Raw genomic sequence first — 22,941 nt, forward strand, 5'->3', positions numbered from 1 at the left:
CAGCGGCCGACCCAGCGGCCGACCCAGCGGCCGACCCAGCGGCCGACCCAGCGGCCGACCCAGCGGCCGACCCAGCGGCCGACCCAGCGGCCGACCCAGCGGCCGACCCGGCAACCGGCCCGCCGTCCTGCCCGTCGCCTGGCCCGCCGCCCAGCTCGCCGGCTGCTCGGGCGCCCGGTCCGCCCAGCCGGGCGCGGTGGGTCTCCCATCGTTGCCAGAGCGCGGGCAGCTCTCCCTCCAGGAACCGGTACAACTCGTGCACGTTCTCCAGCCGTTCCCGCCGGACGGGGGAGCCGCCGGCGAGCACCCGCAGCCCGTTCTCGGTGATCTGCCGGAACGCGGCCGTCTTCGCGTAGCGGGCGGCCAGCATCCGGCTCCAGCCGTCGGCGGCGATGCGGAAGTACTCCTGCCGGTCGCCCCGCCGCCGCACCCCCTCGACCAGCCCGCTCGGCGTCAGCAGCCGGGTGGCGCTGCTGATCGAGCTGCGGCTGGCCCCCAGCGCGTCGGACAGCTGGGCCGCGCTCTGCTCGGGAGGGTCGCTGATGAGCAGCCAGCCGATCATCCGGCCGGGGATCAGCGGCATGCCCTCACGTGCGAAGAACACCGCGACGTCGTCGACGAACTCCAGCTCTGCTTCCGTGGCCATATCTCCACATTACGGTCATTGCAGTCATAACTGCAATGACTGCATCAACGGTCAGGAAGTCCCGGTACGATCCCGCGACCGCGTCCATCGTCGAGGCGGCCGCGCGGACGATCGTCAGGCGGCCTCGCGGGCGGTCGCGCCCCAGGACAGCAGCGCCTGCGCGGTGTCGAAACGCCGGCTGGAGACGGACTCGTCGAGCAGCACGCCGACCAGCGTCCGCCCGTCCGACTCACCGGCGAACGCCAGGCAGTAGCCCGCCGCCCGGGTGAACCCGGTCTTGAGCCCGATCGCCCCAGGCGTGCGGAGCAGGCGGTTGGTGTTGCGCCACTCGTAGTACCGGTGGCCGTCGCCGGCGTCGAGCTCGTGCCAGCGCGTGCCCGCCACCTGCTTGATCAGCGGCACCCGCAGCGCGGCTGCCGCGAGCACGGCCTGGTCCCTGGCGGTGGAGAAGCCGTCGCCGCGCGGCGTGGGCAGGCCGTCGGCGTTGACGTACTCGGTGTCGTTCATGCCGAGCTCGCGGGCGGTGGCGTTCATCTTGGCCACGAAGCCCTTGACGCCGGGGCCGTACGTGCGGGCCAGCGCGTGGGCGGCGTCGGCGCCGGAGGGCAGCATCAGGCCGTACATGAGCTCGCCGACCGTGATCCGGTCGCCGGGGCGCAGGTCGGCGGTGGTGCCGCCGCCGTCTTCCGCGTACGCGACGTCCTCGCGCTTGATCCGTACGACGTCCGTGGGCTTGGCGTTCTTCAGCACCACGTACGCGGTCATGGTCTTGGTGAGGCTGGCGATCGGCATCCGTTCGCCGCCGTGCTTGTTGAGGAGTACGGCGCCGGAGGAGGCGTCCATCAGGTAGGCGGCGCGGCCGCGTACGGTGGGGGCGTCATCGAGGGTGACGGCCCCCGCGGCGGTTCGGCCGATGGTCGGGGTGGCATGCGCGGGCGCGGTGAGTCCTGTGACCAGGGCAAGTGCGCCTGCCATGGCAGCCAGAAAAGCTTTCCGGTAACGCATCAGCCCAGAGTGCCGCCGGATTTGGCGTGCTCTTGCCACAATGTACGACATTTCGTGACAAATCACATGAAAAGGCCTATATAGCCGTGTAAATCCGTACGGTAAATCTTTTGCCGCAGAGGACAGTGGTGACGCGAATGTGCCCCCGGCGCGCACGTGGCGCGGGCACGCGAGATGATCAACACGACTAGCCTGGCAGGTGTCGAGGGATCGCGACCGAGGGGTGGGGCATGGACGGCGTGCGGCCGGCGGACGACATGGTGCTCGGTATGGTCGCCGGACGCCTGAGCGCGGCCATGGGCCGGCCGTGGGAGGTCCGCGACGGCCTGGCCAAAGGCCCCGGCAGGGTCGCGGTGCGGCTCGGCGGCGACGGCCACCCCGGCACCCCCGGCCATCTCGACCTCGACTTCATCCTCGACGTCGAGCACCCGGAGCGCGCCACGATCGCCGACTCTGTGGCCGGCTACGGCGTCACCACCGAGGAGGCCGTCGAGCGGGCCGTGCAGGTGTGGCTGGGCACCACCGGCAGCGCGCTGCTGGAGCTCCTCGTCCACGACGGCTCCCACGCCGGCCACTTCGCCTCCGGCGACCCCGACGGCTTCCCCGGCCGGCACGCCATCCACGGCGGCATCACCGGCTGGGGCACGGGCGACGACCACGACGCCGTCCAGCGGTGGGCGGTCCAGCACGTGCTGCTGCCGCACCTGGCCCCGGCGCTGAAGGGCGCGTTCGAACGGGAGGAGCTGGTGGGCGTCAAGGCGTTCTTCGGCGGCGGTGAAGGCGGCGAGACCGCCGAGATCCGGGTCAACGGCGACCACCACGAGGCGGGTTCGCGGGCGCTGGCCGAGCTCGACTGGCCGCGCCCGGCGAGCGGCGTCTCCTACGCCCGCACGTTCGTCCTGCTCGTCCACGAAGACTGAGCTTTCGCCGCGCCGGACGCACGTTCGCGGCCGCGCATATTGATCGCGCGCGAGCCCCCTCCGCCTGTTAGCGTTACCGCTGAGGGGGTGAGCCGCGGTGAAAGCCAAACCCGGCCGGCCGGCGGTGCTCATGGACGTCGCCGTACTCGCCGGAGTCTCCACGATGACCGTCTCGCGGGTGCTCAATTCGCCCGACCTCGTCCGCGCCGAGACCAGGGCCCGGGTGCTGGCCGCCGTGCGCGAGCTCGACTACCGGCCCAACCAGGCCGCCCGCCAGCTCGTCACCGGCCGTTCTGGCGTGCTCGGCGTGGTCAGCATCGACACCACGCTCTACGGCCCCGCCTCCACCCTCTACTGCATCGAGCAGGCCGCCAGGCACGCCGGCTACAACGTCAGCATCGCCAGCCTCAGCTCGCTCAACCGCAGGTCGATGGAGGAGGGCGTGCAGCGGCTGCGCACGCAGGCGGTCGACGGTGTGATCATCGTCGCGCCCCACGAGTCGGCCGCCGACGGGCTGCGTCACCTGCCGCCCGAGATGCCGGTGGTCGCGGTGGACGCCGGCGACGACATCCCCGTGCCCGTGGCCAAGGTGGACCAGGCGACCGGCGCCGCCCGGGTCACGCGACACCTGCTCAGCCTCGGCCACCGCAGCGTCTGGCACGTGGCCGGGCCCGCCGACTGGCTCGACGCCAACGACCGCATCGAAGGCTGGCGCGGCGTCCTGGAGGCGGCCGGGCGGCCGGTGCCCGACGTGCTGCGCGGCGACTGGAGCGCCCGCTCCGGCTACCAGCTCGGCCGCCGCCTGGCCGAGGACACCGAGGTCAGCGCCGTGTTCGTGGCCAACGACCAGATGGCGCTCGGCGTGCTGAGGGCGCTGCGCGAGGCGGGGCGGCGGGTGCCTGAAGACGTCAGCGTGGCCGGGTTCGACGACATCCCCGAATCGGCGTACTTCTGGCCGCCGCTCACCACCGTGCGCCAGGACTTCGGTGCGGTCGGCAGGCACGCCTTCCACATGCTGCTCGACCGGATGGCGGGCGCCGAGCCCGAGGCGCGGCGGCTGATCGAGCCCGAGCTGGTCGTCCGCGAGAGCACCGGCGCCGCTCCCGGCAGTACGGGCGCCGCCCCCGGCGCGGTCCCAGCCTGATCACGTCCGTCGAGCCCGAGCCGGTCGTACGGGAGATACGGGAGAGCCCCGGCGCTTACCCCAGCCTGATCACGTTCCAGGAGACCGGGGGCAGCAGGACGCGCGCCGGGTCGTGCTCGACGTCCGGGTTCGGCCTGGGCGCGATCCGGGCGGGGTCGTCGGCCGTGTTGCGGGCGTAGACGTCGGCGTCCGTGAGCGTGGTGGCCTCGACGATCCGCACCCCGCTGAGCGCCCGCGCGTCGATCTCCAGGGACATGGGCGCGTCGATCGAGCGGTTGACGGCGAACAGCGTTGTGCTCTGCCCGTCGTGCGTGGCCACCGCGTCCATCAGCGGCACCTCGCCGTACACCTTCGTCTCGTACGCCGGCGCGACCGGCTCGATCCGCAGCACGTCGCCGGCGGCGTACCGGGACGCCTGGGCGAACGGATGGAAGGTCGTCTGCCGCCAGGCCCGCCCGCCCGGCTCGGTCATGATCGGCGCGATCACGTTCACCAGCTGGGCCAGCGACGCGGCGGTCACCCGGTCGCTGTTGCGCAGCAGCGAGATCAGCAGGCCACCGAAGGCGACCGCGTCGGCCAGGTGGTACTGGTCCTCCAGCAGCGGCGGCGCCACCGGCCAGTCCTCAGGGGTGCCGGTGTCGTGGAAGCGCGACTGGTACCAGACGTTCCACTCGTCGAAGGAGATGTTGATCTTCTTGCGCGACTTCAGCCGGGCCCCGACGTGGTCGGCGGTGGCCACGACCGAGGCGATGAAGTAGTCCATGTCGGTCGAGCAGGCCAGGAAGCTGCCGAGGTCGCCGTCCTTCTCCTGGTAGTAGGCGTGGCAGGAGATGTGGTCCACCAGCTCGTACGTCTCCTCCAGCACCTCCGCCTCCCACGCGCCGAACGTGGGCATGCTCGAACTCGAACTGCCGCAGGCGACCAGCTCCAGACCCGGGTCCACCATGCGCATGGCGCGGGCGGTCTCGGCGGCCAGCCGGCCGTACTCGCGCGCCGTCTTGTGACCGGTCTGCCAGGGGCCGTCCAGCTCGTTGCCCAGGCACCACATTTTGATGCCGTGCGGCTCCTTGGCGCCGTTCGCGATCCGCCGGTCCGAGAGCGCGGTGCCGGAGGGGTGGTTGCAGTATTCGAGCAGGTCGAGGGCCTCGGCGATGCCGCGCGTGCCGAGGTTGACGGCCATCATGGGCTCCACGCCCGCCCGTCGGCACCAGCGGACGAACTCGTCCACGCCGACCTCGTTCGTCTCGGTGCTGTGCCAGGCCAGGTCGAGCCGGTGCGGGCGCTCGGAGACCGGGCCGACGCCGTCCTCCCACCGGTAGCCGGAGACGAAGTTGCCGCCGGGGTAGCGGACGGTGGACACGCCGAGCTCCCTGGTCAGGTCGAGCACGTCGCGGCGGAAACCGTCCTCGTCGGCCGTCGGGTGGCCCGGCTCGTAGATGCCGGTGTACACGCAGCGCCCGAGATGTTCCACGAACGTGCCGAAGGTGCGCCGGTGCACAGGAGCGACCTTGAAGGCGGGATCGAGGGTGAGCTTGGCCTGATGCACGGAGGCGTCTCCCGGAGTTTCGCGGCCGTTACGTGGTCCCGATTGTTAGCGTTATCACAGACCCGGGTCAAGGGGCCCGAGGCGCGGTCCGGGTCCCCGCAACCGGTTGCGAGCAGGCCCTTGACAGCCTGCTTGTTACCGCTAACACTCGGGTAACCCCGCTGAAACAACGGGGTCCGCGCGGCGACCTCCGCGACCCGGAGTGCTCGCCCACCAGCGCCTCCGTGAGAGAGGCGCCGATCACGCCTGCCTTGAATCCTCCGGTGTCAACGAGAACATAGCTGGTGCAGGAAGAGGCCCCCAGTGCACGGTCCCCCCGACATCACCCGACGGCACCTCCTCGGCGGCAGCCTGGCCCTGCTCGGCGCCGCCGCCACGGGCTGCGCCATCCCCATGGGGCTCGGCTCGTCCCAGACCCGCGTCAAGTACTGGCACTTCCTCGGCGCGAGTGACGGCATCATCATGAACAAGATGGTCGGGGCGTTCGCGAAGGACAATCCCGGCATCTTCGTCGAGGAGAACGTGCTCCAGTGGGGTGAGCCCTTCTACACGAAGGTCGCGATGGCCGGCGCGGGCGGCCGCTCTCCCGACCTGGCCACCTTCCACCTGGCCCGGCTGGCGGGGATCGGCGCCGGCCAGATCCTCGACCCGATCGACGTCAAGCTGCTGGAGGAGGCCGGCCTGCGCGGCGCCGACTTCAGCCCGCCCATCTGGGAACGCGCCCACCTCGACGGCGTCCTCTACGCGATCCCGTTCGACGCCCACCCGATGGTCGAGTACTACAACACCGACATCTGCCGGCAGGCCGGGCTGCTCGGCCCCGACGGCAAGCTCGCGCCCACCAAGGGCGTGGACGAGCTGATCGCCCGGCTCACCAAGGCCAAGGACGTGATGGGCGGCAAGCCCCCGCTGGCCTTCGACGCGCTCGGCCTGGGCACCGTCGGGCCGTGGCGGGTGTGGTATTCGCTCTATCCGCAGAGCGGCGGCACCCTTGTGTCCGACGACGGCACCCAGGTCACCATCGACGACGCCAAGGCGCTGGAGGCGCTGCGGCTCATGCAGCGGCTCGGCAAGGAAGGGCTGTGCGACTGGCGTACCGACTACGGCGCCTCCGTCGCCAAGTTCACCAACGGCGAGGCGGCGTTCCTGTGGAACGGCGACTGGGAGACCACCGGGCTCAAGGAACGCGGGACGCCGTTCAGCATGACCCGCTTCCCCAGCGTCTTCGGCACCGGCGCGGCGCAGGCCGACTGCCACGCGTTCGTGCTGCCGCACCAGCGCTCCCGCGACCCCGAGGTCGAGCGGGCCACCTACCGCTTCATCGCCTACCTGGTCAAGAACAGCGCCGACTGGGCGGTGGCCGGGCACGTGCCCGCGTACCTGCCCGCGCTGGAGGAGCCCGACTACCTGGCGCTGCAGCCGCAGTCGGAGTACCGCTCGGTCATCACCGAGGTCGCCCTCGACCCGCAGGTGTGGTTCACCGGGTCGGCCTCGCGGCTGTGGATCGAGTTCGGCGAGGCGTTCTCCCCGGTCATCGCCGGGACGCGTACCCCCGAGGAGGGGCTGGCGGCGGCGAAGGCGTCGCTGAGCCGGCTGATGTCCGCCCCGAACCCCTTCCCCGACGAGGCGCGGTCATGACCGGCCCCTTTCTCCGACGAGGAGCGCTCATGACCGCGCCGGCCGTGGAACCGACCAGGAGAGGCCTCATGACCGGGCCGGCCGTGAAACCGACCACCAAGGAGGGCTCATGACCACCACCGTCGCGGCCCCCTCGACCGCCGCCCCCGCCCCCGCGGCCAAGGCCAAGGTCCGGCGCGGCTGGACCCAGCACGGGCTGCTCTTCGTGGGGCCCTTCCTGCTGATCTACCTGGCCTTCCTGGTCTGGCCGACCATCCTCGGCTTCCAGATGAGCCTGTCGAGCGTCAACATCGCCGGCGGCAACAACCACTTCATCGGGTTCGACAACTACGCCGAGGCGTTCGCCGACCCGCGCATGTGGCGCTCGCTGTGGAACACGCTCGTCTTCACCGTGCTGAGCACGATCCCGCTGGTCCTGCTCGGCCTGGTGCTCGCGCTGCTGGTGCACAACGTGCGCTTCGTGCAGTGGCTGTGGCGGCTGTCGTTCTTCGGGCCGTTCCTGCTGCCGTCGGCCGTGGTCTCCATCCTGTGGCTGCAGATGATCTACCCGCCCGACTACGGCCTGCTCAACGGCACGCTCGGCACCGACGTCCTGTGGCTGGGCGACCCCGCCACGGCCATGTGGTCGGTGGTGCTCACCACCGTCTGGTGGACGGTCGGCTTCAACTTCCTGCTCTACCTCGCCGCACTCCAGTCGATCCCCACGCACCTGTACGAGGCCGCCGCCATCGACGGCGCCTCCTCCTGGGACAAACTCCGCTCCATCACCCTGCCGCTGCTGCGCCGCACCACAGTGCTCATCGTGGTGCTGCAACTGGTCGCCTCACTCAAGGTCTTCGACCAGATCTACCTGATGACCGGCGGAGGCCCGCAGGACGCCACCCTGCCCATCATCGAGTACGCCTACGACGTCGGCTTCACCGGTTACCGCGTCGGCTACGCCTCGGCCGTCTCGTACATCCTGTTCGTCCTGATCGTCATCGTCTCCCTGGCGCAGCTCCGGCTGTTCCGCAAGCGCGAGGAGGTCGCGTCGTGACCAAGCGGTTCAGCTTCAGCCAGCTCGTCCTGCTGGTGGCCGCTCTGGTGCTGGCGGTGATCTGGCTGGCCCCCATCGCCTGGGCCGTCGCCACCTCACTCAAGCCCGAGTCCGAGACCACCAAGCTGCCCCTGGAATGGATCGGCAGCCGGATCACCTTCGACTCCTACGCGCTCGTCCTGGAGACCGGCGGCATCGTCAAATGGGCGATCAACTCGACCGTCACCGCCGTGATCGTCACGTTCCTCACCGTGCTGTTCTCGGCGATGGCCGCATACGGGTTCGCGCGCACGCAGTTCAAGGGCCAGCGGGCGCTGCTGGGCCTGATCCTCGCCGGCATCATGATCCCGCCCCAGGTCCTCATGGCCCCGCTGTTCGCCGAGATGGTCGCCCTGGGCCTGGTGGACACGTGGTGGGCGATCATCCTGCCCCAGGTGGCGGCCCCGCTCATCGTCTACATCCTCTTCAAGTTCTTCCAGGACGTACCCCCCGAACTCGAACAGGCCGCCTTCGTCGACGGGGCCGGCCGCTGGCGGGTCTTCTTCACCATCGTCCTGCCCCTGTCGCGCCCGGTCCTGGCCGCCGTGTCGATCTTCACCTTCATCAACACCTGGAACAACTTCCTCTGGCCGTTCCTCGTCTCCACCGACCCGAACACGATGACCCTCCCGGTCGGGCTGGCCAACGTCGTCCAGGGCACGTTCGGCCTGCGCTACGCACAGATCATGGCCTCGGTGGTCCTGGCCGGCCTGCCGCTCCTGGTGGTCTTCGTCCTGTTCCAACGCCAGATCGTCCGAGGCGTGGCCCACACGGGCTTGGCCGGCCAGTGACCCTCAACACCTCACCGGGTCCGCCGGCCGGCGGCGGCAGTCGAAGGCGAGGGCCTCAAGCTCGCTCGGGCTGATCAAGAGCATCGACTCGGCAGCGAGCTGAGCGGGATGCTGTCAACCTCGGACAACAAGAAGCCCCAGCTCCCGGCGTCCGCCGTGAGCTGGGGCCTTGACTTCTGGTGGACGATACTGGGATTGAACCAGTGACCTCTTCCGTGTCAGGGAAGCGCTCTCCCGCTGAGCTAATCGTCCTTGGAGGTGGCGACGGGATTCGAACCCGTGTGGACGGCTTTGCAGGCCGCTGCCTCGCCTCTCGGCCACGCCACCGAGCTGAACCTCATCTCCGAGCGGAAGACGGGATTCGAACCCGCGACCCTCACCTTGGCAAGGTGATGCTCTACCACTGAGCCACTTCCGCGTTGCCTCGTGGACAACTCTAGCGGTTTTTTCGAGCGGATGCTGCCGCCTGACCGGGGTCAGGCGTGGAGGCGGCGGGCCAGGCTGTGTTCGGTGGCGGGGAGGCTGAGGAAGATCTCCAGGATTCTGGTGAGGCGGTGGACCTCGATGCGGTGGAAGGCCGGCCCCTCCGAGCGGGCCAGGACCAAGGAGAGGCCCAGCGGGGGCAGCGGGGCGTGGATGGCGTGCAGGCCGTCGTCCAGGGTCAGGGCCTCGGGGCGGGCCGGTGTCTCCAGAGGGAGGGCCGGATCGCGGGGGGCGCGCCAGCTCGCGTGGACGACGCGGTGGCCGGCGACGGCGGCGGCCCAGTCGGCGCTGAAGAGGGCCGGCAGTGAGTCCACCAGCGTGGTGAGCGCCCGGTCTCCTGCCGTGGTGAGGTATTTGAGGATCTCCAGCTCCGGGTAGGTGCCCGGCGCCTCGCGGGTGGGCCAGACGCTGACCGCCGTCACGCCGTCCACGCCTTGCAGGCTGCTGACCAGGGTCTGCGTGGGCGTGCCCGCCGGGCAGCAGACCGTGATGTCGTCGACGGCCCGGCCGTCGACCCGGTCGAGGACGGTCACCTGGGTGATGTCGGCGCCCGCCGCCCCCAGCACCTTGGTCACCTGAGCCAGGGACCCGGGCCGGTCGGGCAGTTCGACGCGGACTCGAAGAAGCATCCGTCCCCCTCACCGAAGATGCCGGATCACAGACTATCGGCCGAATACCGTTCACAGCCTGACCTGCGCTACAACTGACGGGGTGAAGATTGGGCCGATTGGGGTGTGGCCGCCCGTGGTGCTGGCGCCGATGGCGGGCATCACGAACGCGCCGTTCCGGGTGCTGTGCCGTGAGCAGGGCGCCGGCCTGTTCGTGTGCGAGATGATCACGACCAGGGCCCTCGTCGAGCGCAATCCCAAGACGTTGCGGATGATCAGGTTCGCCGAGTCCGAGCGGCCCAGGAGCATCCAGCTGTACGGGGTGGATCCCGACATCGTGGGGCGGGCGGTCCGGATGATCGCCGAGGAGGACCTGGCCGACCACATCGACCTCAACTTCGGCTGCCCCGTGCCCAAGGTGACCAGGCGCGGGGGCGGGTCGGCGCTGCCGTACAAGCGGAATCTGCTGCGGCGGATCCTGCGTGCGGCGGTCGCGAACGCCGGGTCGCTGCCCGTGACGATGAAGATGCGCAAGGGCATCGACGACGACCACCTGACCTACCTGGACGCCGGGCGGATCGCCGTCGAGGAGGGCGTCGCCGCGATCGCGCTGCACGCCCGCACGGCGAAGCAGCACTACGGAGGCGTGGCCGACTGGGAGGCCATCGCCCGGCTGAAGGAGGCCGTCCCCGAGATCCCCGTGCTGGGCAACGGCGACATCTGGTCCGCCGACGACGCCGTCGCCATGGTGCGGCGCACAGGGTGCGACGGCGTCGTCGTCGGGCGGGGCTGTCTCGGGCGGCCGTGGCTGTTCAAGGATCTCGAGTACGCCTTCGACGGCAGCCCCGAGCGGGTACGGCCGACACTCGGCGAGGTGGCTGACGTGATGGCCAGGCACGCCGAGGGGCTGACCGAGTGTTTCGACATCGAGCGGTACGCGGTGGCCGACTTCCGCAAGCATGTCGGGTGGTATCTGAAGGGGTTCACGGTCGGGAGCGAGCTGCGGCGCGAGCTGGCCACGGCCGAGTCGCTCGACGGGTTGCGGGAAGGGCTGGCCAAGCTGGAACGCGACCAGCCGTGGCCGCCGAACACCGACACGCCTCGGGGCAAGTCGGGCGAACGGTCGAAGGTGCTGCTGCCTGACGGGTGGCTGGACGATCCCTGGGACTGCCCCATCCCTGAGGAGGAGTCGGACGTTTCCGGCGGCTGACCCACTCTTGAGCCGCGTTAGTGGGGGCCGGTGATCTCCGTGCCGCAGGGGCCGCCGCCGACCGACGCTTCGAGCCGTACGGGCTCGCCCGTCATCGTCAGCGTCGGGTAGTACTCGGCGATCCGCTCCGCCGAGCGGCCGGTGTAATGACAGATGAAGCTGCGGCGGAAGCGGTCCTGGGTGCCGTTGGGCTCCGAGCCGTGCACCAGGCTGCCGTTGAAGAACAGCACGTCGCCGGGGTTCATGTCCACGGGCACCTTCTCCAGGCCCGGCGGCGGCGGCACGTACTCCCTGGTGAAGGAGACTCCCTCGTCGGCCTCCTCCGGGCAGAACAGGTCCATCAGATGCGTACCGGGAACGACCTCCAGACCGCCGTTGGCCCGGTCGACCCGGTCGAGCGCCACCCAGGCGGCCACGCAGGTGCCCGGCTCGACCCGGAGGTAGAAGTTGTCCTGGTGCAGCGCCTGCCCCCTGGCGCCCGGCGGCTTGAAGTAGAACATGCTCTGGGCTGCTATCGGCTCCTCCCCGAGCAGCTCGCGCAGGATCGCGCCGACGCGGGCGTCGAGCAGGTAGCGCAGTGCCACGTCGCTCACCTGGTGCGGGTGCATGATCCGGGGATAGTCGCGCAGGATGTCGTACGGCCGCCCCGGCTCCTGCGGCTGCGGCGTGAAGTGGCCCGGGATAGGGCCCCTGGCGTGCATGCCCATGAACTCGTCGCGCAGCTCGGCCACCTCCTCGGGGGAGAGGAGTGCGGGCACGATCGTGTACCCCTGCTCGTGGAAGTCGTTGTAGCTCATGTCTGTCACGGTAGGCGGCCGGGATGTGCCACGGTATGCCCATGACCGCTGAGGACATGTCTGTTCCTGCTGCCGAGCTGATGATCGTGGGCCACTACGACAGGGCGCCCGGCTACGCGACCCGCCGCCCCGGCGGCTCGCCGAGCTGGCTGCTGCTGTGGACCGAGGCCGGGGCCGGAGCCGTCGAGCAGGGCGGGGCGGCGTTCGCGGTGGGGGAGGGGGATCTGGCGGTGCTGCGGTCGGGGGTGGCCCAGCACTACCGGGTACGGCCGGGGGCGGGGCGGTGGCGGTTCTGGTGGGTGCACTTCCAGCCCCGGGCGAGCTGGGCGGCCTGGCTGGGCCCGTACGCGAGGGAGGGCGGGTGTCACCTGGTGGCGGGCGTGCCCCGGGCCGTGCATCCCCGGATCGACCTGGCCTTCCAGCGGGCCCTCCAGGACGCCCGCTGGACGCCCGACACGACGCCGGCCGCTCCGGCCGGCGACCTGGCCGAGGCAGGGGTGAGCGTCCCTTCGGACGGTGATGCGGGCGTGGCGCGGGGGTCGGCCGGTCCGGATGGTGGTGCGGGTGAGGTGCGGGGGTCGGCCGGTCCGGACGGTAGGGCGGGTGAGGTGCGGGTGCCGGCGGTGGTGGTGGGCAGGGCGGCGCGGGAGCTGGTGCTGGGGGCCGTGGAGGAGGTGCTGGTGCTGGCCACCGCCTCCGCGCGGCCCGAGGGGAAGGGCGAGGAGGGGGACGAGCGGGTACGCCGCGTGCTGGCGAGGATCGCGGCCGAGCCCGGTGCGCCGCATTCGGTGGCCTCGCTCGCCCGTACGGTCGCGCTCTCCCCGTCCCGTTTCGCCCACCTGTTCGCCGAGGAGACCGGCCAGACGCCGATGCAGGCGGTGCGCCGGGCCCGGGTGCGGCACGCCGCGAGCCTGCTGGAGGTGACGGACATGGACGTCGGCCAGGTGGCGGCGGCCTCGGGTTTCGTCAGCCCGTTCCACTTCAGCCGCGCCTTCAGACGGGAGTACGGCCTCCCGCCCCGCGACTACCGCGCCCGCCTCCGCCCCATCACCGACTGAGCAACGCCGCCACCTGCCCCGTCGGCCTGCCGGAGATGTGGCAAGGGTTCATCCGGGCTTCAGCGGAATGTCCCCTTCTGAACGCTCTCCGCAACCCGCCGCACGTCAGGCTGTCCGCGCCGGCACCCCAGCCGCACACCCCACCCCTGCGTAAGGACCCCCATGCTCACCCGGCGTGCGCTTCTCGCCGGGGGCGCGAGCCTGGCTGTCTCCGCCGCGACGGGCCCGAGTCCCGTCCGTGCGGTCGCCCGGCGCGCCCCGCTGCGCGATCTCTTCCGGCTCGGCGTCGCCTCCGGTGAGCCCGCGCCCGACGGCGTCGTGTTGTGGACGCGCCTGGCGACGGACCCGCCGGCCCTGGACGGGCTGGGCGGGATGCCACGACGCCACGTGCCCGTGGAGTGGCAGCTCGCCAGGGACGAGCACTTCCGCCACGTCGTACGCCACGGCACCGAGATCGCCCGCCCCGAGGCGGCGCACAGCGTCCACGTCGAGCTCGAAGGACTGGAACCGGGCGCCGAGTACTTCTACCGGTTCCGCGCCGAAGGCGACCTGTCGGAGACCGGCCGCACCCTGACCGCCCCCGCCCCGGGCAGCCGCAGCCGCGCGCTGAACCTGTCGTTCACCTCCTGCGCCGACTACCAGACCGGCTGGTTCACCGCCTACCGCCGGATGGCCGATGACCACCCCGACCTCATCGCGTTCCTCGGCGACTACATCTACGAGTACGGCGACTATGAGCACCGCGTCCGCGACCAGGCCGGCGGCGAGTGCCTCGACCTGGCCGGCTACCGCCTGCGCCACGCCCAGCACAAGACCGACCCAGACCTGCGCGCGGCCCACGCCATCGCCCCCTGGGCCGTGGTCTGGGACGACCACGACGTCAGGAACGCCTGGGCCGGCGACGTCCCCAGGAGGCGCAGGGCGGCGGCGTTCCGCGCGTACTACGAGAACATGCCGCTGCGCCGCGCGCAGCGGCCGCACGGGGCGGCGCTCAGGCTGCATCGCAGCATCCGCTGGGGCGCGGTGGCGAACCTGCACCTGCTCGACACCCGCCAGTACCGCGACCCGTACGCGTGCGCCGGCCACAGCGGCACCGTCGGCCCCGACTGCGTGGAACGCCTCGCCCCCGGCCGCACCATCCTCGGACAGGAGCAGCAGACCTGGCTCGACGCCCAGCTCAGGGACTCGCGCGCCACCTGGGACCTGCTCGGCCAGCAGGTGTTCATGATGGAGATGGACTGGGCCCGCGGCCCGGCCGAGGGCTGGTCCAACGAGGGCTGGGACGGCTACGTCGCCTCCCGCGACCACCTGGCCGCCACCATCCACGCCCACCGGCGCAACGCCGTCGTGCTGACCGGCGACGTGCACTCCCACTGGGCCGGCCAGGTCAGCCGCGACCACCGCGACCCCGGCGCCGAACCCGTGGCCGTCGAGCTCGTCACCACCTCGGTCACCAGCGCCGGCGACGGCCTCGACGAGTATCCCGACACCCGGAACCTGCTCGCCGAGAACCCGCACGTCTCGTTCTTCGACGGCCGCCGCGGCTATGTCAGGACCAGGATCACGGAGCGGGAGATGACGGTCGACTTCCGTTCACTGGCCTACGTCACGCGACCGAACGCACCCGTCCGCACCTCCGGCTCGTTCGTCATCGAGCCGGGCGACCCGACGCTCTACCCCGCCTAGCCGGGCCGAACCCGCCGGAATCCGCTCAGATCTCCACGTGGCCGCCGCTGCGCCAGTAGACGTTGCCCTCGCGCGACAGCAGCTCCTCGTCCACCAGGTAGCGGCGCAGCGCCGCGTAGTCGTCGTGGAAGGCCCGCAGCGCCACGTTCACGTCCTTCTCCGCGTAACGCACGCCGGGCTCGAAGACCGCCGCGATGTAGTTGAGCACGATGAGCCGCTTGTCCCGCCGGATCGCCGTGGTCGTCAGCCGCCCGTCCACGAGGAAGGCGCGCAGCACCCGCTCCTCGGCGCTCAGCTCCTCGGCCGGCTCGGCGTGCGCCCGCAGCAGGTCGCGGAAGCGTTCGGGGGTGGCGCGCCACGTGCCGCTCTCGTCGCATGCGGCGAGTCCGCCGCTGGCGAGCTTGTGCAGGGACTTGGGGGAGAGCCCGTCGGTGGTTCCGAGCACCAGGGAGGCGAACGTCTTGAGCGTGTCGTCCTGGTAGAGGAGTCCGAGAACGCGCCTGATGTCTTCGTCGTTCACTCGTACCATTTTGTCCCATGATCACAGCACTGTTGCTCGCGGCCGCCGTCGCCGTCCCGAACAACTTCCTCCTGTACGAGAAGGCCGCCGCCAAGAAGGACGCCAACCCCGAGACGAGCTGGTCGGTCAGCGGCAAGAGAACGGCCCGGCTCGTCGTCAACCCGTGCCAGAAGACCGCATTAGGCCAGCGCGGCCGGACCTCGGCCAGGACGCTCATCTACACGGCGGTGCCCGACTACGCCAAGTCCGAGCAGGTCGTCCTCTACCGGTCCGCAGCCGCCGCGGGCCAGGCTCTACGTGACCTGCGGGCGGCCGTGAAGTCCTGCGGCACGTCCGGCTACCGCTACTCCTCCGCACCGATCGCCCTCGGCGAGACGGGGCTGTCGGTCACCGGGCAGGCGTACCAGGACGGGAAACCGGCCATCGGCGGCGACCGGGCGATCGTGACCCGGCGCGCGAACGCCCTGATCCTCTACACCGTGTCCGGCGAGTGGGGCAAACCGGCCAAGGCCGACTTCAGGCAGCAGACGAAGGACACCAAGCGCATGCTCGCCAAGATCTGCGCCATCGCCGCATGCTGACGCCGGCGCCGGCGTCAGGGCCGAGGCGAGTGCCGGTGAGGGGGCCTGTGACGAGGGAATGTCTCGATCTTGAGACATGGTCATGACACGACCTCGACGTTCGGCGAAGGAGAATCAATCGACAGGCCTGTGCCGGGGCGCCCTTGCCAGTCCGTTCCGGCACAGGGCTTGTCGTTTCTTCTTCAGAGCCGGTCTTCTTCAGAGCCGGTTGAGCCCCTGGACGTACAGGACCGCGCGGCCCTCCTCGTCGGACGCGGCCAGGTCGACCTGGGCGTCGATGCCCCAGTCACCGTCGCCGGCCGGGTCCTTGACCGTCTGGCGCACCTTCCACAGCCCGCTCTCCTCCTCGATGCGCAGCAGCGCGGGCCCGCGCGCGTCGGCGTCGGTGTGGATCTCCTCGTGCTCGTCGTAGTAGGCGTCGAGTGCCGCGCCCCAGTCGACGTCGGGGGCGAGCTCCTCCAGCTCGGCCTCCTTCTCCAGCGCGCACAGCTCGACCAGCCGGAACATGGCGTTGCGCACCAGCACGCGGAAGGCCCGCGGGTTGGCGGTGACCGGCCGTACCTTGGCCTCCAGCTGCTGATGCTCCTCCAGCGCCGCGGCCGGGTTGGTGAGCTTCTCCCACTCGTCGATCAGCGAGGAGTCGACCTGGCGGACCAGCTCGCCGAGCCACTCGATCAGGTCGACCAGGTCGTCGGTCTTGAGGTGCTCGGGCACCGTGCGCGACAGCGTCCGGTAGGCGTCGGCCAGATAGCGCAGCACCGTGCCCTCGGAACGGGCCAGCTCGTAGAACTGGATGTACTCGCCGAACGTCATCGCCCGCTCGTACATGTCGCGCACCACGGACTTCGGGCTGACCGTGTAGTCGCCCACCCACGGGTGGCCGCGCCGATACGTCTCGTACGCCCCGAGCAGCAGGTCGTCGAGCGGCATCGGATACATGACCTCGGCGAGCTGCTCCATGCGCTCTTCGTACTCGATCCCGTCGGCCTTCATCTGCGCGACGGCCTCGCCCCTGGCCTTCTTCAGCTGGGCGGACAGGATCTGGCGCGGGTCGTCGAGGATGGACTCCACGATCGAGACCATGTCGAGCGCGTACGCCGGCGACTCGCGGTCGAGCAGTTCGAACGCGGCCAGCGCGAACGTCGACAGCGCCTGGTTGAGCGCGAAGTCCTCCTGCAGGTCGATCGTCAGCCGGGCCCGGCGGCCCTGCTCGTCGGGCTCGGCGAACTGCTCGACGATGCCGCCGGCCAGCAGCGAGCGGTAGATGGCGATGGCCTGGCTGATGTGCCGGCGCTGCCACTTGCGGTCTTCGTGGTTGTCGGTCAGCAGGTGTTTCATCGCCTGGAAGCAGTCGCCCGGCCGGTTGATCACCGCGAGCAGCATGGCGTTGCTGACCTTGAACCGGGAGTTGAGCGGCTCCGGCTCGGCCTCCTGGAGCTTGGTGAAGGTGTCCTCGCTCCAGCCGACGAAGCCCTCCGGCGGCTTCTTACGGGCGTAGCCGCGCCGCCGCTTGGGATCGTCACCGATCTTGGCCAGCGCCTTGGCGTTCTCGATGTCGTGCTCGGGGGCCTGGCAGGCGACGTAGCCGATGGTGTCGAAGCCCGCCCGGCCCGCGCGGCCGGCGATCTGGTGGAACTCGCGGGCGCGCAGCCGCCGCACCTTGTTGCCGTCGTACTTGGACAGGGCCGTGAACAGCACCGTCCTGATCGGCACGTTGACGCCGACGCCCAGCGTGTCGGTGCCGCAGATGACCTTCAGCAGCCCGGCCTGGGCCAGCCGCTCGACCAGGCGCCGGTATTTCGGCAGCATGCCCGCGTGGTGCACGCCGATGCCGTGCTTGACCAGCCGCGACAGCGCCCGGCCGAAGCGGGTGGTGAAGCGGAAGCCGCCGATCATGGCGGTGATGGCCTCCTTCTCGGCCTTGGTCGCCATGTTGATCGACATCAGCGCCTGGGCCCGCTCCATCGCCGCGGCCTGGGTGAAGTGCACGACGTAGACCGGCGCCTGGCCGGTCGAGAGCATCTCCTCCAGCGTCTCGTGCAGCGGGGTCATCCGGTAGGAGTAGATCAGCGGCACCGGCCGCTCGGCGTGCTTGACCACCGACGTCGGCCGCCCGGTGCGCCTGGTCAGGTCGCGCTCGAACATGGACACGTCGCCGAGCGTGGCCGACATCAGCACGAACTGTACGTTGGGCAGCTCCAGCAGCGGCACCTGCCAGGCCCAGCCCCGGTCCGGCTCGGCGTAGAAGTGGAACTCGTCCATGACGACCTGGCCGATGTCGGCCGCGGCCCCGTCGCGCAGCGCCACGTTGGCCAGGATCTCGGCCGTGCAGCAGATGATGGGCGCGCCCGGGTTGACGCTGGCGTCGCCGGTCATCATCCCGACGTTCTCGGTGCCGAAGATGGCGCACAGGTCGAAGAACTTCTCCGACACCAGCGCCTTGATCGGCGCCGTGTAGAACGTACGCAGGTCGCGGGTCAGCGCGGTGAAGTGGGCGCCCGCGGCCACCAGTGACTTGCCCGAGCCCGTCGGCGTGGCCAGAATCAGGTTGCTGCCGGAGACCACCTCGATGAGGGCCTCCTCCTGGGCGGGATAGAGCGTGAGCCCCCGCTCGGCGTTCCAGGCGACGAACGCGTCGAAGATGGCGTCCGGATCGGCGTCGATGTCGTCGGGCAGGCGGTCGATGAGAAGGCTCACACTCCTATCCTGCCGAAGTTTGCCGGGTGGTCGAACCGCTCGCGGCCAACTCGGTCAAGCGACCTCGCCCCCGCAGCCCTCAGGTGCGGGCGCGGGGCACGGTCGGTAAGCCGTCAGGCGCGGGCGCGGGGCACGGTCAGCAGCAGGCCGCCGAGGAGGGCGAAGACCGCCAGGAACGGGCCGCCGCCGGGCGCGAAACCGCCCACGGTCAGCGTCAGCACCCCCGCGCCGACCAGTCCGGCCGCCGTGAGCGCGCCCCGCCAGCCGCCCGCGCCGAACGGCAGCGCGGGCGGCGTCTCGAACCTGGCGAACCCCTTCAGCAGCGGCCACAGCACCAGGCAGAGCAGCCCGAACCAGATCGGCCAGCCGAGGAACCACAGCACGCTGCCCGGCCGCGGCGTGTCCACGCCCAGCAGCACCACCACGACCCCGGTCACCGCGAACAGGGCCGGCATGTGCCACAGGTACACCGTCATGATGCGCGGGCTCGCCCAGTCCAGCAGGCGGGCCGGCGCCAGCCGTACCAGCACCGGGCGCAGCAGCGCGGCCAGGCCGATCTGGCCGAGGCCGACGGCGAGCATGGCCAGCGTGGGCGGCGCCATGTTGGACACCTCCGCGCCCGGCAGGCCGATCATGCTGCCCGGGTAGGGGCCGTGGGCCACCAGCAGCGCCGCCGCCCCGAAACCGCCTGCGGCGAGCAGCCACGGGTGCCGCAGCCGGCCGCCGGCGTAGAAGAAGCCGAGCTGGTGCACGGCCAGCCAGACGAACAGCACGTTCACATAGCCCAGGGCGTCGATCCCGGAGGAGAAGCGCACCACGTCCGTCAGCACCGCCCCGGCCGACAGCAGGACGGGCACGCGCCAGCCGTGCCGCTCGTGCAGGCGCAGCGCGTACGGCGTGACCGTGACGGCGATCAGGTAGACGGCCAGGAACCACAGCAGCTGGCCCGTCAGCTGCGCGCCCACCCCGAGCGGCTGCGCGGGCACCCCCAGGCTGAGCAGCACGTGCGGCAGCGGGATCCACACCGCGGCCAGCGGCAGCAGCGGCCAGGCCAGGCGCCGCAGCCGGATCGCCAGCCACAGGGGAGCGGGCTTCGACGAACGGCCGAAGCTGATGGCGTTCGCCGCCCCGCCCGCGAAGAACACCAGCGGCATCACCTGGCTGATCCACGTCACCACCCACACCCCGGGCGTCGACAGCGCGTTGCCCGTCGTCAGCCGCCCGCCCTCGTACGTCAGCACCGGGATCGTCCAGTGCTGCAGCACGATGAGCGCCATCCCGGCCACCCGCAGCAGGTCGATGAAGGGGTCGCGGCCCGCCGGGCGCGCGTCCGCCGGGCCGCGCGGCCTCGCGGGCGCGGCAGTGGGGCGGTCCAGCAGGGCGGTCATGGGGAGCCTCGATTCCTGGGGGAGCGGATGGCTCAAGGCTCCCGTCCAGGGCGCTCGCGCACATTGCCGCGAGCCGCCGTCCTGGGGTCGAGATCGCACCACCGGCCCGGGTAGGGCTGGCCCTACCCCCATACACCGGCGCACCCGCTCGTCCGCGCGAGCGGCCCGGCATACGGTGGTGGCCATGCGCTCCCTGACGAGGCGTGTCCTTCTCGACACCCGCTACACGCTGGTCGGTTTCCCGACCACTCTCATCGGCTTCGTGCTCATGATCGCGGGATTCGCGGCAGGGGTGGGCACGGCGGTCGTGTGGATCGGCGTGCCGCTGCTGGCCGGCACGCTGCTGGTGGCGCGGGGCTTCGCCGACGCCGAGCGCGGCTGGCTCTCCGACGTGCTGCGCAGGCCGCCCGTACGGCCGCGCTACAAGCCCGCGCCGCCCGGCGCCGGCCGCTTCCGCCGCCTCGTCAACCCGCTGACCAGCGGGCAGTCCTGGCTCGACCTGCTGCACGGCATACTCAACCTGCCGTTCGCGATCATCGCTTTCGTGCTCACGGTGGTGTTCTGGGCGATCCCCATCTCCGGGCTCACCTATCCCCTGTACGGCCTCATCACCTCCCGCATCCCCGGCAACACCGAGCTGCCCGAGCTGCTCGGCCTGGGCGACTCCTACGGCATCAACGTGCTCTTCTACGTCTCGGTCGGCCTGGTCTTCACGCTGCTCATGCCGTTCGTGGTCCGCGGCGCCGCGCTGCTGCGCTCAGGCCTCGGCCGGGCCCTGCTGACCGGCGTGGCCGAGCTGCAGGAGCGCATCGACGACCTGGCCCAGGGCCGCGCCGCCGCCGTCTCCGCCGAGGCCAACGCGCTGCGCAAGCTGGAGCGCGACATCCACGACGGGCCGCAGCAGCGGCTGGTGTCGCTGGCCATGGAGCTGTCCAGGGCGCAGCGGCAACTGGCCAAGGATCCCGAGGCGGCGCGGGCCACGCTCAGCGCCGCGATCGGCGCCACCCGCGAGACGCTCGACGAGCTGCGTGCGCTCTCGCGCGGCATCGCCCCGCCGATCCTGTCCGACCGCGGCCTCGCGCCCGCGCTGGCCGCACTCGCTGGCCGCTGCACGGTCCCCGTCGACCTCGACGTGCAGACCGTCGAGCGCTACCAGGCCGCCGTCGAGAACGCCGTCTACTTCGTCTGCGCCGAGACCCTGACCAACGTGGCCAAGCACAGCCGCGCCACCATCTGCACCGTCCAGCTCATCCGCATCGATGACGTGCTCATGCTGACGATCGGGGATGATGGGGTCGGCGGCGCGCACGTCGCCAAAGGACATGGGCTCGCCGGGCTGGCCGACCGGCTCCGCGCCGTCGACGGGGAGCTGACCGTGCAGTCGCCCGACGGCGGGCCCACGATGATCGTGGCGGAGGTGCCGTGCGGGTAGTCGTGGCCGATGACGCTGTTCTGATCAGGGAGGGCCTGGTCAGATTGCTGGAGGAGTTCGGCTGCGAGGTGGTGGCCACGGTCGGTGACGGTGACGCGCTCGTCGCCGCGGTCGCCGAGCACAGGCCGGACGTCTCGGTGGTGGACGTACGCATGCCGCCCTCGTTCACCGACGAGGGGCTCAAGGCGGCGGTCGAGGCCAGGCGCCGGGTGCCCGGCGCGCCGGTGCTGATCCTCTCCCAGTACGTCGAGGTCTCCTATGCCGACGACCTGCTGGCCGACGCCCGTGGCGCGGTCGGCTACCTGCTGAAGGACCGGGTCGTCGACGTGGAGGAGTTCCTGGAGGGCCTGCGGCGGGTGGCCGCCGGTGGAACCGTCTTCGATCCTCAGGTGGTGTCGCAGTTGATGGTGCGCAGACGCAAGGACGACCCGCTGGCCGAGCTCACGCCGCGCGAACGCGAGGTGCTCGGCCTGATGGCCGAGGGGAAGTCGAATCCGGCCATCGGGCGGCAGCTCGTGATCAGCGACGGGGCCGTGGAGAAGCACATCAGAAGCATCTTCAGCAAGCTCGGCCTCTACGCGGAGGACAGTGACCAGCATCGCCGGGTGCTCGCCGTCCTGACCTACCTGCGTTCGTGATCCCGTTCCCGGCCGCCCTGACCTGACGTTCACGCGAACCCTCCCGGGCCTGGCCCGCCGGCCGAGCGGGGCGGCTCCGCCCGCCGGTCCCTCCTGCCAGTGAGAGGGTCGCTGGCCGGTCCGCGCGCCGCTACGCGCGGACCTGGCCGCTCGGGGTTCTACCCGAGCGCGTCGACCAGCTTCTTGCGCTGCTGGGCGCCCAGGCCGCCGAGGCGGCGCTTCTCGTCGACGCCCGCCTCCTCCATCAGCGCGGTGGCCTTGGCCGGACCGACGCCCTTGACGGCGCGGAGCGCCTGCGACACCTTGATCTTCTTCGCGATGTCGTCGTCGCGCTCGAGCAGCTGGGCGAACGTCAGCTCGCCGGCCTTGACCTTCGCCAGCAGCGCCGTGCGCGCGGCACGGGCCTCGGCGGCCTTGGCCAGAGCCGCCTGACGCTGCTCGGGGGTGAGAGTGGGAAGTGCCATCTCTGTTCTCTCCTCGGGGAGTTGAGCGTTCGGGTTCTGTTACCCGTGGTGCAGTGGCTAATCATGGCGGATACCAGCGGTTCGTGTTGCGGAAAGTGCGTGGTCAGCGTCCGGACCACGCTGATGCGCCCGCTTCCGCGCACGCCACGTCCTGCGCGACCGTGCCTCCGCTGACCCCTATGCCACCGACCACGCGTCCCGTCTCACCGTAGCCCGACCAGAGCGGCAGGCCGCCGCCGAAGCAGACGAAACCCGCTCCGGCCAGGCCCGCGAGCTCGCCGTCCGCCGCGGTCAGCGGGGACAGCTCGGAGGTGGGCCTGCGCAGGGCCACCGACGTGTACGCCTTGCCCCGCGCGAGGACGGGCCCGGAGATCTCCGCACCGTCCATACGCTGGAACGACACCAGATTTCCCCCGTCGTCCACGATCGCCACGGAGATCCGGGCGCCCTCGCGGTACGCCTGCTTGACGGCCGCCTCCGTCATGCGGAGCGCGAGTTCGAGATTCACGCGGTTCGCCCCTCGGATCATGATTCTTTCGCGCCTTGGCCCTCCCCATGCGTACCCGTGCCGGCCGGGCCCGTGCAAGATCGCCTATGCGGGTGCGCAGCCGTGG

21 protein-coding genes and 3 tRNA genes are annotated in these 22,941 nt (G+C 71.0%); 11 read left to right on the top strand and 13 right to left on the bottom strand.

What is annotated here, in order from left to right; translation table 11 throughout:
* A partial coding sequence (locus AB0C28_RS27160) for a hypothetical protein (RefSeq protein WP_358078322.1) occupies positions 1-646 on the bottom strand: 646 nt, incomplete at its 3' end.
* Positions 647-760: 114 nt separating this feature from the next.
* Positions 761-1,621: a serine hydrolase gene (locus AB0C28_RS27165; protein ID WP_357850637.1), complete on the bottom strand. Its 861-nt coding sequence runs from the start codon at positions 1,619-1,621 to the stop codon at positions 761-763.
* Positions 1,622-1,881: 260 nt separating this feature from the next.
* Here AB0C28_RS27165 and AB0C28_RS27170 point away from each other — a divergent pair, with 260 nt between their 5' ends.
* Entirely contained in the window at positions 1,882-2,571 is a 690-nt protein-coding gene (locus AB0C28_RS27170) for a DUF6348 family protein (RefSeq protein ID WP_357850640.1), read from the top strand.
* Between the two features lie 130 nt (positions 2,572-2,701).
* Complete coding sequence (locus tag AB0C28_RS27175) at positions 2,702-3,715, top strand: LacI family DNA-binding transcriptional regulator (protein ID WP_357851395.1); 1,014 nt, start codon at positions 2,702-2,704, stop codon at positions 3,713-3,715.
* A gap of 55 nt (positions 3,716-3,770) precedes the next feature.
* On the opposite strand, the gene AB0C28_RS27180 is transcribed toward AB0C28_RS27175, so the two are convergent.
* Positions 3,771-5,261: an alpha-N-arabinofuranosidase gene (locus AB0C28_RS27180; RefSeq protein WP_358078325.1), complete on the bottom strand. Its 1,491-nt coding sequence runs from the start codon at positions 5,259-5,261 to the stop codon at positions 3,771-3,773.
* A gap of 303 nt (positions 5,262-5,564) precedes the next feature.
* On the opposite strand from AB0C28_RS27180, the gene AB0C28_RS27185 reads away from it, so the two are divergent.
* The 3 genes from AB0C28_RS27185 (at position 5,565) to AB0C28_RS27195 (ending at position 8,765) form a co-directional block, all read left to right on the top strand.
* Positions 5,565-6,899 carry an extracellular solute-binding protein gene (locus tag AB0C28_RS27185; protein ID WP_358078327.1) on the top strand — a complete coding sequence of 445 codons (1,335 nt, stop codon included), beginning with the start codon at positions 5,565-5,567 and terminating at the stop codon, positions 6,897-6,899.
* Positions 6,900-7,008: 109 nt separating this feature from the next.
* Complete coding sequence (locus tag AB0C28_RS27190; protein ID WP_357850649.1) at positions 7,009-7,935, top strand: sugar ABC transporter permease; 927 nt, start codon at positions 7,009-7,011, stop codon at positions 7,933-7,935.
* Entirely contained in the window at positions 7,932-8,765 is an 834-nt protein-coding gene (locus AB0C28_RS27195) for a carbohydrate ABC transporter permease (protein ID WP_346113535.1), read from the top strand. Before AB0C28_RS27190 ends, AB0C28_RS27195 begins: the two co-directional genes overlap by 4 nt.
* A 177-nt stretch (positions 8,766-8,942) precedes the next feature.
* Here AB0C28_RS27195 and AB0C28_RS27200 read toward each other — a convergent pair.
* The 4 genes from AB0C28_RS27200 to AB0C28_RS27215 all read right to left on the bottom strand — a co-directional run bounded on the left by AB0C28_RS27200 (position 8,943) and on the right by AB0C28_RS27215 (position 9,877).
* Positions 8,943-9,017, bottom strand: a tRNA-Val gene (locus AB0C28_RS27200).
* Between the two features lies 1 nt (position 9,018).
* Positions 9,019-9,092 (bottom strand) — tRNA-Cys (locus tag AB0C28_RS27205).
* A 19-nt stretch (positions 9,093-9,111) separates the two neighbouring features.
* A tRNA-Gly gene (locus AB0C28_RS27210) sits at positions 9,112-9,183 on the bottom strand.
* Positions 9,184-9,241: 58 nt separating this feature from the next.
* The gene (locus AB0C28_RS27215) at positions 9,242-9,877 is read right to left on the bottom strand and encodes an ACT domain-containing protein (RefSeq protein ID WP_357850652.1); all 636 of its coding nucleotides are present in this window, start codon (positions 9,875-9,877) and stop codon (positions 9,242-9,244) included.
* Between the two features lie 82 nt (positions 9,878-9,959).
* Here AB0C28_RS27215 and dusB point away from each other — a divergent pair, with 82 nt between their 5' ends.
* Entirely contained in the window at positions 9,960-11,066 is a 1,107-nt protein-coding gene (dusB, locus tag AB0C28_RS27220) for a tRNA dihydrouridine synthase DusB (protein WP_358078330.1), read from the top strand.
* Positions 11,067-11,083: 17 nt separating this feature from the next.
* On the opposite strand, the gene AB0C28_RS27225 is transcribed toward dusB, so the two are convergent.
* A complete protein-coding gene (locus AB0C28_RS27225) occupies positions 11,084-11,863 on the bottom strand; it encodes a phytanoyl-CoA dioxygenase family protein (RefSeq protein ID WP_357850658.1) in 780 nt (259 codons plus the stop codon).
* Positions 11,864-11,904: 41 nt separating this feature from the next.
* Between AB0C28_RS27225 and AB0C28_RS27230 the strand changes: the two genes are divergently transcribed.
* Complete coding sequence (locus AB0C28_RS27230; RefSeq protein ID WP_358078333.1) at positions 11,905-12,921, top strand: helix-turn-helix domain-containing protein; 1,017 nt, start codon at positions 11,905-11,907, stop codon at positions 12,919-12,921.
* A 162-nt stretch (positions 12,922-13,083) separates the two neighbouring features.
* Positions 13,084-14,607: an alkaline phosphatase D family protein gene (locus AB0C28_RS27235; RefSeq protein ID WP_358078336.1), complete on the top strand. Its 1,524-nt coding sequence runs from the start codon at positions 13,084-13,086 to the stop codon at positions 14,605-14,607.
* 25 nt (positions 14,608-14,632) lie between these two features.
* Here the strand turns inward: AB0C28_RS27235 and AB0C28_RS27240 are convergent, their stop codons facing one another.
* Positions 14,633-15,127, bottom strand: coding sequence for a DUF2087 domain-containing protein (locus AB0C28_RS27240; RefSeq protein ID WP_358078339.1), 495 nt, complete (start codon positions 15,125-15,127; stop codon positions 14,633-14,635).
* A gap of 17 nt (positions 15,128-15,144) precedes the next feature.
* Here AB0C28_RS27240 and AB0C28_RS27245 point away from each other — a divergent pair, with 17 nt between their 5' ends.
* Positions 15,145-15,708 carry a hypothetical protein gene (locus AB0C28_RS27245; protein WP_358078342.1) on the top strand — a complete coding sequence of 188 codons (564 nt, stop codon included), beginning with the start codon at positions 15,145-15,147 and terminating at the stop codon, positions 15,706-15,708.
* Positions 15,709-15,906: 198 nt separating this feature from the next.
* Here the strand turns inward: AB0C28_RS27245 and AB0C28_RS27250 are convergent, their stop codons facing one another.
* Positions 15,907-18,405, bottom strand: a complete 2,499-nt coding sequence (locus tag AB0C28_RS27250; RefSeq protein ID WP_358078345.1) for a DUF3516 domain-containing protein — start codon at positions 18,403-18,405, stop codon at positions 15,907-15,909.
* Positions 18,406-18,518: 113 nt separating this feature from the next.
* Positions 18,519-19,793, bottom strand: coding sequence for an acyltransferase (locus AB0C28_RS27255; RefSeq protein ID WP_357850673.1), 1,275 nt, complete (start codon positions 19,791-19,793; stop codon positions 18,519-18,521).
* A gap of 184 nt (positions 19,794-19,977) precedes the next feature.
* On the opposite strand from AB0C28_RS27255, the gene AB0C28_RS27260 reads away from it, so the two are divergent.
* On the top strand, positions 19,978-21,225 hold the full coding sequence (locus AB0C28_RS27260) for a sensor domain-containing protein (protein WP_357850675.1): 1,248 nt from the start codon (positions 19,978-19,980) through the stop codon (positions 21,223-21,225).
* Complete coding sequence (locus AB0C28_RS27265) at positions 21,216-21,863, top strand: response regulator transcription factor (RefSeq protein WP_357850678.1); 648 nt, start codon at positions 21,216-21,218, stop codon at positions 21,861-21,863. The genes AB0C28_RS27260 and AB0C28_RS27265 overlap by 10 nt, the downstream gene beginning before the upstream one ends.
* A 158-nt stretch (positions 21,864-22,021) precedes the next feature.
* Here the strand turns inward: AB0C28_RS27265 and mihF are convergent, their stop codons facing one another.
* Positions 22,022-22,327 carry an integration host factor, actinobacterial type gene (mihF, locus tag AB0C28_RS27270; RefSeq protein WP_043641121.1) on the bottom strand — a complete coding sequence of 102 codons (306 nt, stop codon included), beginning with the start codon at positions 22,325-22,327 and terminating at the stop codon, positions 22,022-22,024.
* A gap of 103 nt (positions 22,328-22,430) precedes the next feature.
* A complete protein-coding gene (locus AB0C28_RS27275; protein ID WP_357850681.1) occupies positions 22,431-22,835 on the bottom strand; it encodes a heme-binding protein in 405 nt (134 codons plus the stop codon).
* Positions 22,836-22,941: the final 106 nt, after the last annotated feature.

The organism is Nonomuraea sp. NPDC048892 (assembly GCF_040649735.1).
Classification (GTDB): Bacteria; Actinomycetota; Actinomycetes; order Streptosporangiales; family Streptosporangiaceae; genus Nonomuraea; species Nonomuraea maheshkhaliensis.